The sequence below is a fragment of the Streptomyces sp. NPDC045967 genome, from assembly GCF_056430495.1.
The window spans coordinates 154,222-168,362 of the sequence record NZ_JBWKLE010000008.1 but is presented as its reverse complement, the minus strand read 5'-3'; the positions used below and the strand labels follow the sequence as shown (position 1 = coordinate 168,362).

The 14,141-nt window shown below is 73.8% G+C and carries 14 protein-coding genes and 2 tRNA genes; 10 read left to right on the top strand and 6 right to left on the bottom strand.

Annotated features, from left to right (window positions below):
- The first annotated feature begins 168 nt into the window (after positions 1-168).
- Together AC07FY_RS18485 and AC07FY_RS18480 are read left to right on the top strand one after the other, a co-directional pair.
- Positions 169-618, top strand: coding sequence for a hypothetical protein (locus tag AC07FY_RS18485; RefSeq protein WP_479007437.1), 450 nt, complete (start codon positions 169-171; stop codon positions 616-618).
- 132 nt (positions 619-750) lie between these two features.
- Positions 751-924, top strand: coding sequence for a hypothetical protein (locus AC07FY_RS18480; RefSeq protein ID WP_479007435.1), 174 nt, complete (start codon positions 751-753; stop codon positions 922-924).
- Here the strand turns inward: AC07FY_RS18480 and AC07FY_RS18475 are convergent.
- Entirely contained in the window at positions 889-1,485 is a 597-nt protein-coding gene (locus tag AC07FY_RS18475) for a CGNR zinc finger domain-containing protein (protein ID WP_479007433.1), read from the bottom strand. The two genes, AC07FY_RS18480 and AC07FY_RS18475, sit on opposite strands and share 36 nt — an antisense overlap.
- A 212-nt stretch (positions 1,486-1,697) precedes the next feature.
- The gene (locus tag AC07FY_RS18470; RefSeq protein ID WP_030011909.1) at positions 1,698-2,111 is read right to left on the bottom strand and encodes an SsgA family sporulation/cell division regulator; all 414 of its coding nucleotides are present in this window, start codon (positions 2,109-2,111) and stop codon (positions 1,698-1,700) included.
- 177 nt (positions 2,112-2,288) lie between these two features.
- On the opposite strand from AC07FY_RS18470, the gene AC07FY_RS18465 reads away from it, so the two are divergent.
- The gene (locus AC07FY_RS18465; RefSeq protein ID WP_479007431.1) at positions 2,289-2,723 is read left to right on the top strand and encodes a TIGR02611 family protein; all 435 of its coding nucleotides are present in this window, start codon (positions 2,289-2,291) and stop codon (positions 2,721-2,723) included.
- 69 nt (positions 2,724-2,792) lie between these two features.
- Positions 2,793-2,864: transfer RNA gene (locus AC07FY_RS18460), tRNA-Val, on the top strand.
- Between the two features lie 91 nt (positions 2,865-2,955).
- Here the strand turns inward: AC07FY_RS18460 and AC07FY_RS18455 are convergent.
- Positions 2,956-5,292 carry an SCO7613 C-terminal domain-containing membrane protein gene (locus tag AC07FY_RS18455; protein ID WP_479007429.1) on the bottom strand — a complete coding sequence of 779 codons (2,337 nt, stop codon included), beginning with the start codon at positions 5,290-5,292 and terminating at the stop codon, positions 2,956-2,958.
- Positions 5,293-5,439: 147 nt separating this feature from the next.
- On the opposite strand from AC07FY_RS18455, the gene AC07FY_RS18450 reads away from it, so the two are divergent.
- Together AC07FY_RS18450 and AC07FY_RS18445 are read left to right on the top strand one after the other, a co-directional pair.
- A complete protein-coding gene (locus AC07FY_RS18450; RefSeq protein WP_479007427.1) occupies positions 5,440-5,928 on the top strand; it encodes an SRPBCC family protein in 489 nt (162 codons plus the stop codon).
- Positions 5,929-5,966: 38 nt separating this feature from the next.
- Positions 5,967-6,038 (top strand) — tRNA-Val (locus AC07FY_RS18445).
- A 253-nt stretch (positions 6,039-6,291) separates the two neighbouring features.
- Here the strand turns inward: AC07FY_RS18445 and AC07FY_RS18440 are convergent.
- Positions 6,292-7,017: an exonuclease domain-containing protein gene (locus AC07FY_RS18440; RefSeq protein WP_479007425.1), complete on the bottom strand. Its 726-nt coding sequence runs from the start codon at positions 7,015-7,017 to the stop codon at positions 6,292-6,294.
- 206 nt (positions 7,018-7,223) lie between these two features.
- Between AC07FY_RS18440 and AC07FY_RS18435 the strand changes: the two genes are divergently transcribed.
- Together AC07FY_RS18435 and AC07FY_RS18430 are read left to right on the top strand one after the other, a co-directional pair.
- Positions 7,224-7,826, top strand: coding sequence for a DUF4365 domain-containing protein (locus tag AC07FY_RS18435; RefSeq protein WP_479007423.1), 603 nt, complete (start codon positions 7,224-7,226; stop codon positions 7,824-7,826).
- Positions 7,826-9,046: a hypothetical protein gene (locus AC07FY_RS18430; protein ID WP_479007421.1), complete on the top strand. Its 1,221-nt coding sequence runs from the start codon at positions 7,826-7,828 to the stop codon at positions 9,044-9,046. Before AC07FY_RS18435 ends, AC07FY_RS18430 begins: the two co-directional genes overlap by 1 nt.
- 57 nt (positions 9,047-9,103) lie before the next feature.
- Here the strand turns inward: AC07FY_RS18430 and AC07FY_RS18425 are convergent, their stop codons facing one another.
- The gene (locus tag AC07FY_RS18425; protein ID WP_479007419.1) at positions 9,104-9,583 is read right to left on the bottom strand and encodes a GNAT family N-acetyltransferase; all 480 of its coding nucleotides are present in this window, start codon (positions 9,581-9,583) and stop codon (positions 9,104-9,106) included.
- A 174-nt stretch (positions 9,584-9,757) separates the two neighbouring features.
- Between AC07FY_RS18425 and thrS the strand changes: the two genes are divergently transcribed.
- Together thrS and AC07FY_RS18415 are read left to right on the top strand one after the other, a co-directional pair.
- Positions 9,758-11,734, top strand: a complete 1,977-nt coding sequence (gene thrS / locus AC07FY_RS18420) for a threonine--tRNA ligase (protein WP_479007417.1) — start codon at positions 9,758-9,760, stop codon at positions 11,732-11,734.
- A 99-nt stretch (positions 11,735-11,833) separates the two neighbouring features.
- Positions 11,834-12,394: an HIT family protein gene (locus AC07FY_RS18415; RefSeq protein ID WP_479007415.1), complete on the top strand. Its 561-nt coding sequence runs from the start codon at positions 11,834-11,836 to the stop codon at positions 12,392-12,394.
- Positions 12,395-12,433: 39 nt separating this feature from the next.
- Here AC07FY_RS18415 and AC07FY_RS18410 read toward each other — a convergent pair whose 3' ends face one another.
- Positions 12,434-14,101 carry a hypothetical protein gene (locus tag AC07FY_RS18410; RefSeq protein ID WP_479007413.1) on the bottom strand — a complete coding sequence of 556 codons (1,668 nt, stop codon included), beginning with the start codon at positions 14,099-14,101 and terminating at the stop codon, positions 12,434-12,436.
- Positions 14,102-14,141 lie beyond the last annotated feature (40 nt).

Here is a 14,141-nt window from a genome sequence, read left to right as displayed (position 1 = left end):
GTCCCAGCCCCCGCGCACCGTGCCCGACCCGGCCGCACGGGCCCCGGGGAGGAGGTGCGACCCGGAGATGTCCCCGAGATCCGTCCGGCGCAGGCCCGGCGCCTGGCCCGCGGCACCGCGGGCGGGGCAGGATGGAGGGGGACAGACCGTCCACGTCTGGAGGACCGCATGCTCGCCGAGACCATTTGCGCCGCGGTGTCCGCGGCGGGCCTGGGGATCGCCGCGCTGGCCGCGTACCGCCGGCGGTTCCTGGCCGCCGCGCGGATCGCTGCCTACGCGCTGGTGCCGATCGGCCTGGTGCTGACCGGTGCCGTGGAGTGGGTGTCCCACATGGTGTTCGATCCGACCGTCTGGGTGGGCTTCGGCCTGCTGGGCCTGGCCTGGCTGCTCCTGGTGGCCACCCGCGCGGTCGAGCGCCGCAGGCTCGCCGCCGCGGGCGGACCGGCCGCGTCCGCCCCGGGGAGGCCGGCCCCGGGGGCCGTCGCCCCGGCCGCCTCCGCGCCCCCGCTCGGTTCCGGCGCCGGCCGGCGGGCCACCGCCCGGGGGAACCAGCGGGCCGACGAGCCGGCGGACGACTTCTCCGACATCGAGGCCATCCTCAAGAAGCACGGGATCTGACCCGCCCGTACACGCCCCGGACGCCCGACCGGCCCCCCGGCGGCCGCAGTCCACGAGATCGGGCGAACTCCCGGGCGGAAAATCGCGTGTTGACGGACGGAGGGCGGCGGGCTGCGCCATCATCGCCCCGACATGCTCGAAACACCGCACAGTGAGCCCTCGGTGCCCGCGCCGGTACCCGCCCCCGTCGCCGAGGAGCCGCGAGGATGCCTCTTCGCACTCTCCCAGCCACCCTTGATGATCTTCCTGGGCGTGATCGGGGTCCTGCTGCTACTGGCCGCCGTGCACGATCTCTTCCTGCTCTGAGGGGGCCGCGTCGGCCTCCTTGCGCCGGGCCCGGTACGCCGCCACGTGCAGCCGGTTCCCGCAGGTCCGGCTGTCGCAGTAGCGCCGCGAGCGGTTCCGGGAGAGGTCCACGAAGGCGCGCCGGCAGTCCGGGGCCTCGCAGCGCCGCAGCCGCTCGTGCTCCCCGGAGACCACGATGAACGCCAGCGCCATGCCGCCGTCGGCCGCGAGGTGGTCGCCCACCGAGGCGCCCGGCGCGAAGTAGTGCACGTGCCAGTCGTAGCCGTCGTGGTCCGTGAGCTGCGGGGTGGTGCCGGCGGTGGCCACCAGCTCGTTGATCAGCACGGACGCCGCACGGGGGTTCGGTGCCGCGAAGACCTGGGCGAACTTGCCGCGGACCGTGCGGACCCCGGCGAGGTCGCGGGCGCCGAGCTCGCCGACATCGCTGATCGCGTACTCCTGGACGAAGCCGCGCAGGGCGCCGATGTCCGCGAGTCCGTCGGGCTGGTCCGCCTCGGCCGCGGTGTTCACCAGCGCGACGACGACGTCGAGCGCGCGACGGGTGTCGTGGGGGATCTGCACGGGGTCTCCCTCAAGGGCGGGCCTGCGGCGACGGACCCTTGCCGCCGCTGGGGGCCGACTCTAGCGGGTGCTCGCCCGAGCGGCCCCTGAACGCACACCGGCGCCGTCCGCGCGGATGGCTCCCGCGTGGACAGCGTCGGTCTCGCGTATGTGGTTGTCCGACACACACCGTCGCCCCGAGTCGGACGGTGTCGCGCGGTGGTGGGCCTGGCTCAGCTTTCGGCCAGGATGTGGGAGAGCTCCTTGTCGAGGTCGAAGTGCCGGTGCTCGGTCCCGGGCGGGACCGCGGCGTCCGTCCGCTTGAGGAACGACTCGAGTGCTCGGGCGGGTGCTTCGAGCAGTGCTTCTCCCTCCGGTGAGCTCAGGGCGATGCAGACGACGCCCTGACCGTGGCTGCGGGACGGCCAGACGCGGACGTCGCCGGTACCGGTGGGCCGGTGCAGACCCTCTGCCAGGAGGTCGCGGGCGAACACCCATTCGACCGTCTCCTCGGCGCCGGTGTGGAAGGTGGCGTGCACGGCGTAGGGATCGGCCGTGTCATACCGCAGGCCCGCGGGAACAGGCAGTGAGGACTCGCTCGACACAACGAGGCGCAGGTGCAGCTCGCAGCTGACCGTGGTGTTCATAAGCGCCAGGGCCTTTCGCTCAGTGTGCGCTCGGGGATTCGCACGTCGGCGAAATCGACATGCCACCTACGGTGCCGTTGTAAACCCCTCTGACCGTTTTGCGGACCTCTGGGTCCCTCGGACGGCGGATCCAAACCAGCGATGGCGTGTGCTTCCGGCTCGGGTAGATTCGATCCCATGAATACGGGGAGTGACCGCGAGGCCAACGAGCCCGCGAAGGGTGAGCCGGCCACCGAAGAGGAGCACGTCTCGAAGGCGCCCGCCTTCATCAAGGCCCGCCGGAGCCTGCACCTGAGCTGGCAGGTCGGCGTCTTCGTCGTCGGCCTGGCGGTCATCGGGGCCGGCGTGGCCATGCTCGTCTTGCCCGGGCCGGGCTGGGTCGCGATCTTCGCGGGCCTGGCGATCTGGGCGACCGAGTTCGCCTGGGCGCACCTCGTGCTGCGCTGGACCAAGCGGAAGGTGACCGAGGCGGCCCAGAAGGCGCTCGACCCCCGCGTACGCCGCCGCAACCTCATCCTGACCACGGTGGGCCTGGTGACGGCGGCCGTGCTGGTGGGCTTCTACCTGTGGAAGTACGGGCTCGTGCTGCCCTGGAACCTCAAGGATCAGTGAGGGCCCCGACGCGGTCGGGGCGATGGTGTGGGAGCACCGCTGACATGCGGTAATGTTTGCGGTGCGTCCGGGCGATTAGCTCAGTGGGAGAGCACTTCGTTCACACCGAAGGGGTCACTGGTTCGAACCCAGTATCGCCCACCCGGACCAGGGGCCCGGAGACTTCACCGTCTCCGGGCCCCTGGCGTTTGCGCGGCCCAGAATCCCTCACCCGGTCCCGCGCGTCACCCGTTCATCCCAGTCGCCCGATCGCGTCCTTCAGGCGCCGGGCGTCGCGCAGCCGCCTCTCGTACGTCGCCCCCACCGCCAGCAGCAGCAGACCCGCCAGGGCCGGCGCCACCCAGCGCGGCAGGAGCCCCGCGAGCTGCACCACGTACGGGGCCAGCTCGTGCAGCCCCACCGCCGCCAGCACCCCGCCGCCCAGCAGCAGCGGAGCCTGGAGGCGCGTCCGGGCGCCCAGCAGGGTCACCGCCAGGGCGGCCAGCCCCAGCAGCAGCGGGCGCAGCCAGCTCGCCGTCCCCGACGGGGAGCCGCCGACGACGGCCAGCAGGCTCGGCAGCAGAGTCGCGGCCAGCCCCGGCCCGTACGCCGTCCAGGAGGACGCCGCCGGGTCCTTGCGGCGCCGCAGGAAGCCCAGCAGCAGAGCGGGCACCGTCACCGGCAGCGTGTACGCCTCCGGAGCCGTCACCCCGGCGTCCGCCAGCCGTACCCAGCTCGCGGCCGCGAACAGGGCGCCCGCCGCCCAGCCCAGCACCCGCCGGTCCGGCCGCACCGCCGCGCCCGAGCAGATGACCGCGGCCAGGGCGAGGACCAGCGCCAGCGTGCCGGCGCGGCCCGCCGACAGGGCGAGCGCCAGGGCGCCCGCCGCACCCGCCGCGACCTCGGCCGGCACCCGCGCAATCCCCAGCCCCGGGCCGAGCGCCAGCACGGCCGCCGGGACGGCGAGCACCGGCAGGGCCCACCAGACCACCGGCAGCTCCGCCACGGCGGCGGCCGCCGCGAGCAGGCCCGTCGCGTACCCGACGGCGCACACGGCCGCCCCCGCCCGCAGCTCCCGCGCGGCGGGCCCGTACCCCGCTCCAGCCGCGCAGCCCGCACCCAGCAGGCCCCAGACCGCGAAGGTGGCCGCCCGGCCGTCCAGCGCCCCCACGGACAGGCTCACGGCCCCGGCCAGCGCGCATCCGGCGGCCGTGACGGCGGCCGCGCGTCCGGGGGAGCGCAGGGCGAACAGGCCCGCCGCCCCCGTCACCACGGTCTGGACGGCGAAGACCGCCGCCACCGGCAGGCCGAGCTGCTCCGGAGCCGCCAGCAGGCCCGCCCAGGCCAGCGCCACCGCCACCGCTCCCGGGCCGGTCCGGGCCGGCACCCGGGACAGCCACCAGGCGGCACCCGCCGCCACCAGCAGCGTCACCGGCACCGCCGCGCCCGGCCGGAACGAGATCCGCGCCGGCTCCGTCGCCGCCCACACCTCCTCCAGCACCCGCAGCCGCGCCGGCAGGGCCGCGGCCGCGGCGGTGACGGCCGCGGCGGAGGCCAGGCCGGCCGTCACCACCCCGGCCAGGGCCGCCCCGCGGCGTACCGGCGCCGGGAGCGCGCGGACCCGTACGGCCGCCAGCAGCGGGAGGGCCACCAGCAGGTGCGCGAAAACCGCCCACGCGGGATCGAGGCCAGGACGCGCCACCCCGCCGACCGCGACCACCGCCGCGAGGCCGCCCGCCAGTGCGGCGGGCCACGCCCGCGGCTCGCGCCACGCCGCCGCCGTCCCCAGGGCCGCGACCGCCAGCAGCAGTCCCGCCGGGGCCAGCGCGCCGACCGCCGAGGCGGCCGACCAGGACTCGGCCGCACCGATCAGTGCCGCACCCGCCCCCAGCACCGCCGCCGCCGGCACCGCCACCGGCAGGGCGGCCGCCCGCACCCGCCGCGCCAGGGCCGCGTCCAGTGCCGCCGTCGCGAGCAGCGCGCAGCCGAGGCCGAGGGGTTCGCCCTGCGCGGCCAGTGCGGCCAGCGGCAGGGCGAATTGCGCCGCCAGCACGGCCGCGGGCCGCGGGAGCCGCAGGCCGCGCAGGGCCGCGCCGTAACCGGCCCACACCGCCGCCAGTACCGCCGCCGCCCCGGCCGTGTACGCCGTGCCGTCCGTGCCGGGCAGGCCGACCGCGTACAGCGCGTACGCGTCCAGCAGGGTCAGCAGCAGCCCGACCGCCGCCACCGACTCCGCCGTCGAGACCAGCCCGCGGCGCAGCAGCACCACCGGCGCGCCCAGCGCGCCCGCCGTCACCGCGGCGAGCACCGCCGAGCGCCCGGCGATCCCGAGGGAGCCCCAGCTGAGCAGCGTGAAGGCCAGCGCGGCGACCGCCAGGAGCACCGCGCCCAGGGTGAGCAGTACGTTCTGGGCGCTGGGGGCCGAGGTCTCCTTCGGCCGGACGGCCGTCGCCGGGGCCCACACCGGCGGCGCCGGCAGCCGCAGCAGCCAGTCCCGGCGACCCAGCAAGTACAGGCGTCGGGCATCGAGTCGAGCCAGCTCACGGTCGATGAGCGCCAGCTCTTCGGCCGGCGGCAGAGGCGTGTTCATGGTGGGCAGTGTGGCCCGAGTCACGCGGCCGGGTCATGGGTGCGCGTACTCAATTCCGCCCTGAGTACGCGCGGTCGGGCGGGACGGCCGGCGCGCGATGCGGCCGAACCGGGCGTACCGGAGCCCGTGCCCGGCCAGACTGGATCCATGGACCTCAGTCACCGCGACCGCTGGAGCCGCTACCGCTTCCGCAGCGTGTGGGACCTCGACGCCCCGCCCGCACGTGTCTACGCCGCACTGGAGCAGCCGGAGGAGTACCCCCGGTGGTGGCCCCAGATCCGCCGGGTCGAGCCGGTCGACGACCGGACCGCCGCCGTGACCGCCCGCTCGGTCCTCCCGTACGCCCTCCGCTTCACCGCGGGCGAACTGCTGCGGGACCCCGCCCACGGGGTGCTGGAGGTGTCCCTGCGCGGTGATCTCGAAGGGTGGGCCCGGTGGACCGTCCGGCCCCGCGCCGGAGCCGGCTCCGCGGGGACCCGTGCGCTCTACGAGCAGGAGGTGGAGGTGCGCCGGCCGCTGATGCGGCGCCTCGCGCTGCCCGGACGGCCCGTGTTCCGGCTCAACCACGCCCTGATGATGCGGGCCGGCCGGCGCGGTCTCGCGGCCCGGCTGGCCGCTCCGGCGGAAGCGGTTTGAACCAGCCCCGGGGCTTCTGTATTGTTCAGTGCGTTCCCGGGCGATTAGCTCAGCGGGAGAGCACTTCGTTCACACCGAAGGGGTCACTGGTTCGATCCCAGTATCGCCCACCGGGAGAGGCCGGTCCGTCATCAGACGGGCCGGCCTTCCGCATGTCCGGCGCCATAGCGGCGGGTTGCCCGGTACGGGACGACAGGACCTAGGCCCTGTCGTAAAAGTCGCGCCTGGCCCGCGGCGCCCGGCACCGCACCTCGCCGCGTTGTCGGGGCGCCCGAGTACGTCCAGTACACGGCCGCCCCTCCGCCTTGCGATGCACGGCACCGGACGCCGCGGGCCCGACCGGCGCCACTTTGACGACAGGACCTAGGCCGCGGTCGACAGGCCGGGCCGCAGTGGCCAGTGCGGGTCCACCGCCTCCGGCGTCCCCTGCCGGGCGAACCACGCCTGCAGTCCCCGCGCCTGGGCCGCGTGCCACACCGCCTGCAGCGTGTGCAGCTCGGCCGGCGAGAGCCGCTCCAGCCGCGCCGCGAACCGCCGCCCCACAGCCCGCACCAGCTCCAGGGAGGCCAGCGCGTCCGCCGCCGCGTCGTGCGCGCCCTCCAGCTCTATCCCGTAATGCGCGCACAGGTCCGTCAGTGTCCGGCGGCCCTTGCGGTACCGGTCCAGGTGCTTGTCCAGCACCCGCGGATCCAGCACCGTGAGCGGCCGGTTGTCCAGGTACCGCGCCAGCGACGACGCCCGGTGCCGGCGCAACTCCCGGTCCAGCAGCGTCAGGTCGAACGGCGCGTTCATCACCACCACCGGCCGGCCGGCCACCTGCTGCTCCGCCAGCGCCCGGGCTATCTCCTCCACCACCGGCGCCGGCCACCGCCCGTGGCGCTGCAGGTGCTCGTCGGTCAGTCCGTGCACGTCCGTCGCGCCCGCGGGCACCGGGACACCGGGATTGACCAGCCAGCGCGTGGTGCGCACCCGGCCGCCCGCGCACTCCTGCACGACGAGCGCGGCCGACACGATGCGGTCCTCCTCGACGTCAACTCCGGTCGTCTCCGTGTCGAATGCGGCCAGCGGGCCCTCGTACCAGCGTGTCATGGCGAACTCCTCGTCCCCGGTCGGCAGATGGGGCGCACCCGGACACGCCACCCTTGCCCGCTTCGGTGATACCCGGGCTGTTTGCCCCGTACGCCGTTTGCGGGGACCCGGGTGCGGAGACAACAACCTTGGGGGGCCGTGCACATGACCGGTCGTCACCCCGTCCACCACCCACGGCAGAGCCCGCAAGGCATGGGGAGCCGGCCATGGCGCTCGCGCAGCCCGAACAGGGCGGGGTGCTGGCGGGGCGGATCGATCCGCGCACCGGCACGCCGGACGGGGCGCGGAGCGGACCGCTGCGCGGCACACTCGCCACCACCGCCTGCATGGAGACCCTCCAGGTGGGATACCTGCACGCCGTCGCCGCCGCGGCCGGCTGCTCGCTGTCCCAGCCCTTCCCGGACAACGGCATCGACTGGCACGTCAGCCACGGGGCCGCCGAGCACGTCGTCGACGACGAGGTCACCATCAAGGTGCAGTTGAAGGCGACCTACCAGATACCGCCGCGGCCCGCCGGGCCTAGCTTCGGCTTCACGTTGGACAACGAGCACCTGGTGAAGCTGGCCCGCACCCCGGTCGCCGTCCACAAGATCCTCGTCGTGATGCTCCTCCCGCGGGAGCGCGACCAGTGGCTCGCCGCCGGACACGACCGGCTGGACCTGCGGCACTGCTGCTACTGGACCAACCTCGCCGGACACCCCGTGACCGGTCGGCGCCGGACCACCGTGCGGATCCCGACCTCGCGGATCTTCGACGACCGTGCGCTGTGCGAGATCATGACCCGGGTCGGGTCGGGAGGGACGCCCTGATGAACTGGCACGCACCGCACCTCGAACCGCTCCCGCCCCCGGAGTCGGTCTCCGGCGCGCCGGACCCCGCGCAGGTGGACCCGGCCGTGCTGGGCGCGCTGCTGCACCGGCACGGCTGGCTGCGCCGCGGCGGGGCCGCCGGACGCTACGGGCGCTGGACACCGCCCGCCGCCCACGCGCCGTCCGGCGGGGGCGCCAGTCTGCTCGTGCCCGAGAGCCGTGCCTTCCCCGACTGCGCGGACCTGCTGGAGGAGGCGCTGACCGCACTCGCGCGCTGCCCGCTGCCGTCGGCCCGGGAGGTGCTGTACGGGCTGAGCCTGCCGAGCGACGAGGTCCGCTGGGAGCGGGAGATCGGCGAAGGGGCGTACGGGCTCCGGGGCGAGGCCGACTGGACGGTGCAGGAACAGCTGCGCACGGCCGCCCGCCGGCTGCTGCTGGCCGGGGCGCTGGCCGACCGCGAACGGGCCGGCTACTACGGGGCCCGGCACCGGGCGCAGGCCGAACGGGCCCTGGACGGAGTGCTGGTGGGGCCGTGCCCCGGCGGGCGGCGGCTCACCGCGTTCGTGCCGGTGGACCGCGGGCGCGGGACCGTGACCCGGCTGCACCACGCGCTGCACGCGGCCCGCGAGGCGGTGGACTACCGGCGGGCGACCGGTGGCATGGAGGCCTTCGACGCGGCGGTACGGGCCGGGGTGAGCCGCGAGCTCGCCGATGCGCTGATCGCGCTGGTCCGCGGCTCCGAGGGCGCCCGCGTCGCACTGGCCTGGGCTCCGGCGGCGGGGGTCCCGACGGGTTGCGCGGCCCGTCCGGAGCCGGTGGAGTTCTCGCCCGGCGACCTGCCGGCGCTGCGCGAGGCGGCCGCCCGCTACACCCGGGCCGAGCCCGCCGTACCCGTCCGCATCGCCGGCGCGGTCGTCCGGATGCGGCGCTCGGCGGCGGGCGGCGGGGGCACGGTCCGGCTGAGGGTCCTGGCGGGGGCGGACATCCCGTACGTGCGGGTCGCGCTGGACGAGGAGGCGTACCGGGTGGCGGGCCACGCGCACCTGGTGGGCCTGCCGGTCCGGGTCAGCGGTCGGCTCCAGCGGCGGGGCGGGTTCCGGCGGCTCACGGACGCGGTGGACGTGGCGCCGGTGCCGCTGGACGAGGTCGAACGGGACCGGTTGATGAAGTCGCTGGACGATGCGTTCGACGCGGCGGACGTACTGCCGTCGGACGACTGACGAGGCGGCTGACCGGCCGGCCACGGCCGAGGCGCCTGGCCGGACGGCCGACCACGGCTAAGGGGTGTCGCCGCCGATGGTGAAGGAGGCCATCGTCAGGCCCGGGGCGGGGGAGAAGTCCGGGCCGCGGGTGAAGCCCAGCCGCTGGTAGAGGCAGAGCGCGGGAGTGTTGGCGGCTCCTGTGGTGACCGTGACGGGGCGGCCCGGGAAGAGCTCCGTCAGGCCGTGGCGCAGCAGCCGGGAGGCGATGCCCCGGCGGAACCAGGCCGGGGCCACGCAGAGCCGGTCGACGCGGACGCCGCCACCAAGCTCCTGCTCCCAGGCGAGGAAGCCGGCGAGTTCCCCGCTCTCCGGGACCGAGCCCACCCAGTGCAGGGGACGCGCCCGCAGCTGGGCGAGGCTCTCGCCCAGTGCCGGGATGCCGTCGAAGCCGATCAGCTCCGCCTCCACCGCGTACGCCGCCCGCCCGATCCGGTGGACGGCCCGCGCGGTGGTGTCGTCGGTCAGGTCCAGCGGGCGGATCGAGGGGTTCGGCATGCGCCCAGGATACCGAGGCGGGGCGGGGACCCCGCCCCACCTGGCGGGTCCGGGCCGCCTGTGCCGGGCGGCTGCCGGCGCCGGGCGGTAACCGTTTAGCGGCCGGGCCGCCGCGCTCGGTACGATTCAGGCGCGCAGTGTTCGCTCGCGCACCCCCTGAGTCAGGAGAGACCGGTGTCAGACGTCCGTGTGATCATCCAACGCGATTCCGAGCGGGACGAGCGCGTGGTGGCCACGGGCACTACGGCGGCGGAGCTCTTCGCCGGCGAGCGCACCATCGTCGCCGCGCGCATCGCGGGGGAGCTCAAGGACCTCGGCTACGAAGTGCGGGACGGCGAGACCGTCGAGCCGGTGGAGATCTCCTCCGAGGACGGCCTGAACATCCTGCGGCACTCGACCGCGCACGTGATGGCGCAGGCCGTGCAGGAGCTGTTCCCCGAGGCCAAGCTGGGCATCGGCCCGCCGGTCCAGAACGGCTTCTACTACGACTTCGACGTGGCCAGGCCCTTCACCCCCGAAGACCTCAAGGCCATCGAGAAGAAGATGCAGGAGATCCAGAAGCGCGGGCAGCGGTTCGCCCGCCGTGTGGTCACCGACGAGGCGGCGCGCGAGGAGCTCGCGGAGGAGCCGTACAAGCTCGAGCTCATCGGCATCAAGGGCGCCGCCTCCACCGACGACGGGGCGAACGTCGAGGTGGGCGGCGGCGAGCTGACCATCTACGACAACCTCGACGCGAAGACCGGCGAGCTGTGCTGGAAGGACCTCTGCCGCGGTCCCCACCTGCCCACCACCCGCGCCATCCCCGCGTTCAAGCTGATGCGCAACGCGGCCGCCTACTGGCGCGGCAGCGAGAAGAACCCGATGCTCCAGCGCATCTACGGCACCGCCTGGCCGTCGAAGGACGAGCTGAAGGCGCACCTGGACTTCCTGGCCGAGGCCGAGAAGCGCGACCACCGCAAGCTCGGCAACGAGCTGGACCTGTTCTCCATCCCGGACGAGATCGGCTCGGGCCTCGCCGTCTTCCACCCGCGCGGCGGCATCATCCGCCGGGTGATGGAGGACTACTCGCGCCGCCGGCACGAGGAGGAGGGCTACGAGTTCGTCTACTCGCCGCACGCCACCAAGGGCGCCCTCTTCGAGAAGAGCGGCCACCTGGACTGGTACGCGGAGGGCATGTACCCCCCCATGCAGCTCGACGGTGGTACCGACTACTACCTCAAGCCCATGAACTGCCCGATGCACAACCTGATCTTCGACGCGCGCGGCCGCTCCTACCGCGAACTGCCGCTGCGCCTGTTCGAGTTCGGCACCGTGTACCGGTACGAGAAGTCGGGCGTCGTGCACGGCCTGACCCGCGCCCGGGGCTTCACCCAGGACGACGCGCACATCTACTGCACCCGCGAGCAGATGGCGGAGGAGCTCGACCGCACGCTGACCTTCGTGCTGAACCTGCTGCGCGACTACGGTCTGACCGACTTCTACCTGGAGCTGTCCACCAAGGACCCGGAGAAGTTCGTCGGCTCGGACGAGGTGTGGGAGGAGGCGACCGCCGTCCTGCAGCAGGTCGCGGAGAAGCAGGGCCTGCCCCTGACCCCCGACCCGGGCGGCGCGGCCTTCTACGGCCCGAAGATCTCGGTGCAGGCGCGGGACGCCATCGGCCGCACCTGGCAGATGTCGACCGTCCAGCTCGACTTCAACCTGCCGGAGCGGTTCAACCTGGAGTACACCGCCCCGGACGGCTCGCGTCAGCGCCCGGTCATGATCCACCGCGCCCTGTTCGGCTCGATCGAGCGGTTCTTCGCCGTGCTGCTGGAGCACTACGCGGGCGCCATGCCGCCGTGGCTGGCCCCCGTCCAGGCGGTCGGCATCCCGATCGGCGACGGGCACGTCGAGTACCTGCAGGGCTTCGCCGCCGAGGCGAAGAAGCAGGGCCTGCGGGTCGAGGTGGACGCGTCCTCGGACCGCATGCAGAAGAAGATCCGCAACCACCAGAAGCTGAAGGTCCCGTTCATGATCATCGTCGGTGACGAGGACATGGCCGCGGGCACCGTCTCCTTCCGTTACCGCGACGGCTCGCAGGAGAACGGCGTCCCCAAGGACGAGGCGCTGGCCAAGCTGGCCAAGGTCGTCGCGGACCGCGTCCAGGTCTGACGAGGCCGCGCACCGCGTCGGGTCTGACCTCCCCACGCGTCGGCCCCCGGAAAGTGATCACTTTCCGGGGGCCTTCCTCGTGCGCGCGGGCGAGGTCATATGCTTGCCGCCATGACGACTGAGCCGGAGCAGCAGATCGGTGTGGGCACGCAGGACGCGTTCCAGCGTCTGTGGACGCCCCACCGGATGGCCTACATCCAGGGGGAGAACAAGCCGACCGGCCCCGAGGCCGGGGATGGCTGTCCCTTCTGCGGGATTCCGGAGATGTCGGACGCGGACGGCCTGATCGTGGCCCGCGGCAAGCACGTCTACGCGGTGCTGAACCTGTACCCGTACAACGGCGGGCACCTGATGGTCGTCCCCTACCGGCACGTCGCCGACTACACCGAGCTCGACGGGCCCGAGACCGCCGAACTGGCCGATCTCACCAAGCGGGCCATGGCGGCGCTGCGCAAGGCATCGGGAGCACACGGCTTCAACATCGGCATGAACCAGGGCGCGGCCGCCGGCGCCGGCATCGCCGCGCACCTGCACCAGCACATCGTGCCCCGCTGGGGCGGGGACACGAACTTCATGCCGGTCGTCGGACACACCAAGGTGCTGCCCCAACTCCTCGCGGACACCCGCCAGATGCTCGCCGAGGCCTGGATCGCCGACTGACCGGGCCGCGGGGGCCCGGTCCGATCCGAAAGACCCGCCCTATACGTCGTACACGTCCGCCTTGCGCGGTGCCGGTTCCTGGACGAGACCGCTCATGATCGAGGAACGGTTGGTGAAGCGGTCGGTGTCGACGCCGTTCTCCTCCAGCACCTTGAACGTCGCGGCGTGGACGGACCGCAGGACCGGGGCCACGGTGCGGATGGCGTCGTCGGCCATGAACCGGTGGCGCCACATCGAGCCCGCCCACACGTGCCGCAGGCCGAAGGGCTCGGGCAGGACCAGCTTGCCGCCGAGGAAGTCGAGGACGGGCGGGTACCAGGTGAGCGGGGCCCGTACGGCCAGCCGTACGACCTCCTGCGCGTCCACCAGGGGCAGCGGCCGCTCCACGGTCTCCCAGAAGCGGATGCTCTTGGGCACCTCCACCACCGGGGCCTTCGACTTCGTCGTGAACAGGCCGTGTACGGGGCCCAGGGCGTGCGCGGTGACGTCCACGCGCAGCGTCTTGTAGAGCACGGTGACGGTCACCAGCATGGTGATGACGAGCTGGCCGTCCCACAGGGGGTACTGGATGCCCAGGTAGTGCCGGTTTCCGGCGCTGAACTGCTGCTCGTTGCAGATCCGGGTGATCTCGTGCGGCTTGATGAGGAAGGTGTCCACGTTCTCACCGCTCGGGCGGGCCACCTCGGCGGCGCCCTCGCCGATGGGGGTGACGATCCAGTGCTGTATCGCCGCGGTCGGGAAGCCGCCGGTGTGCAGGGGACCGCGCTCGAGCTTGCGGAGCTGGGCGTCGATCGCGCGTATGACGTCCCAGCTGCGGAAGGGGTGGATCTCCGCGCCCTCGGACTTCGGCGTGAGCTCCTCGGCCATCTGCCAGCTGCCCCAGCGGGTGCCCATGCCGAGGATCCCCTTGGGGCCCGCGTAGAAGACGTGGTTGCTGCGGTCCTCCGCGGTGAGCTTGGCCAGCTGGTGGCGCAGGTCCTCGCGGGCCTTCTCGTCGGGGTTGCCCGGCACCGCCTCCGGGATCTTCGCGGCGACCCCGCCCCCGTCCAGCAGCCCGTCCCAGCGCGAGCGCAGGTCGGCGGCGGTGGCCTCGCACAGCCGGCGGGCCAGGAACCAGCCCGCGACCGGGGCGATGAGCATGGCGCGCAGGTATATGCCCAGGAAACCGGTGAGCGGCAGCTTGAACATCAGCAGGGCCACCACGATCGCCACGCCGACCAGCAGCGTGGTGCCGATCCACGACCCGCTCTTGCCCTCACCCGAGGACAGGCTCTTGCGGAGCTGGAACAGGCCCAGCCACAGCAGCAGGCCGGGGAGGAACAGCAGGCCGCAGACGAGCACGATCAGGCGGAGCTTGCGGTCGCGCTCCTTGCGGATGCGGGAGGCCGCCAGGCAGTGCTCGACCACGGTCTGCGGGTCCGCGCCGAAGGACTGGATCAGCGGCTTGCGGCCCGGAGCCAGGGTGCGGGCCTCGACGGCCCGGCAGAAGGCCTCGCCGAGGCTGGGCTCGAAGAGGGAGATCTTCGGAGGCTTGACCGAGGCGGGGTGGTTCTCGCTGTTGGCCTCCAGGAGGAGGGCCAAGCGGCTGTCCTTCGCGCCGTCCCGGTAGGCCGCGGAGGCCAGGGCGCCGGTCGCGGCCGTCTGCCCCCCGCCGCCCTGGAGGGGGATCTGCGCCCCGGGCCTGAAGTCGAATCCGTCGTCCGCCACCGCTGCCCCCATCGCTGTGCGTTCGTGCTCTTTGGTGCGC

Coding starts and splice junctions, on each gene's coding strand:
- AC07FY_RS18485 (WP_479007437.1), top strand. CDS start 169: ATGCTCGCCGAGACCATTTGCGCCGCGGTGTCCGCGGCGGGCCTGGGG.
- AC07FY_RS18480 (WP_479007435.1), top strand. CDS start 751: ATGCTCGAAACACCGCACAGTGAGCCCTCGGTGCCCGCGCCGGTACCC.
- AC07FY_RS18470 (WP_030011909.1), bottom strand. CDS start 2,111: ATGAACACCACGGTCAGCTGCGAGCTGCACCTGCGCCTCGTTGTGTCG.
- AC07FY_RS18465 (WP_479007431.1), top strand. CDS start 2,289: ATGAATACGGGGAGTGACCGCGAGGCCAACGAGCCCGCGAAGGGTGAG.
- AC07FY_RS18455 (WP_479007429.1), bottom strand. CDS start 5,292: ATGAACACGCCTCTGCCGCCGGCCGAAGAGCTGGCGCTCATCGACCGT.
- AC07FY_RS18450 (WP_479007427.1), top strand. CDS start 5,440: ATGGACCTCAGTCACCGCGACCGCTGGAGCCGCTACCGCTTCCGCAGC.
- AC07FY_RS18440 (WP_479007425.1), bottom strand. CDS start 7,017: ATGACACGCTGGTACGAGGGCCCGCTGGCCGCATTCGACACGGAGACG.
- AC07FY_RS18435 (WP_479007423.1), top strand. CDS start 7,224: ATGGCGCTCGCGCAGCCCGAACAGGGCGGGGTGCTGGCGGGGCGGATC.
- AC07FY_RS18430 (WP_479007421.1), top strand. CDS start 7,826: ATGAACTGGCACGCACCGCACCTCGAACCGCTCCCGCCCCCGGAGTCG.
- AC07FY_RS18425 (WP_479007419.1), bottom strand. CDS start 9,583: ATGCCGAACCCCTCGATCCGCCCGCTGGACCTGACCGACGACACCACC.
- AC07FY_RS18415 (WP_479007415.1), top strand. CDS start 11,834: ATGCTTGCCGCCATGACGACTGAGCCGGAGCAGCAGATCGGTGTGGGC.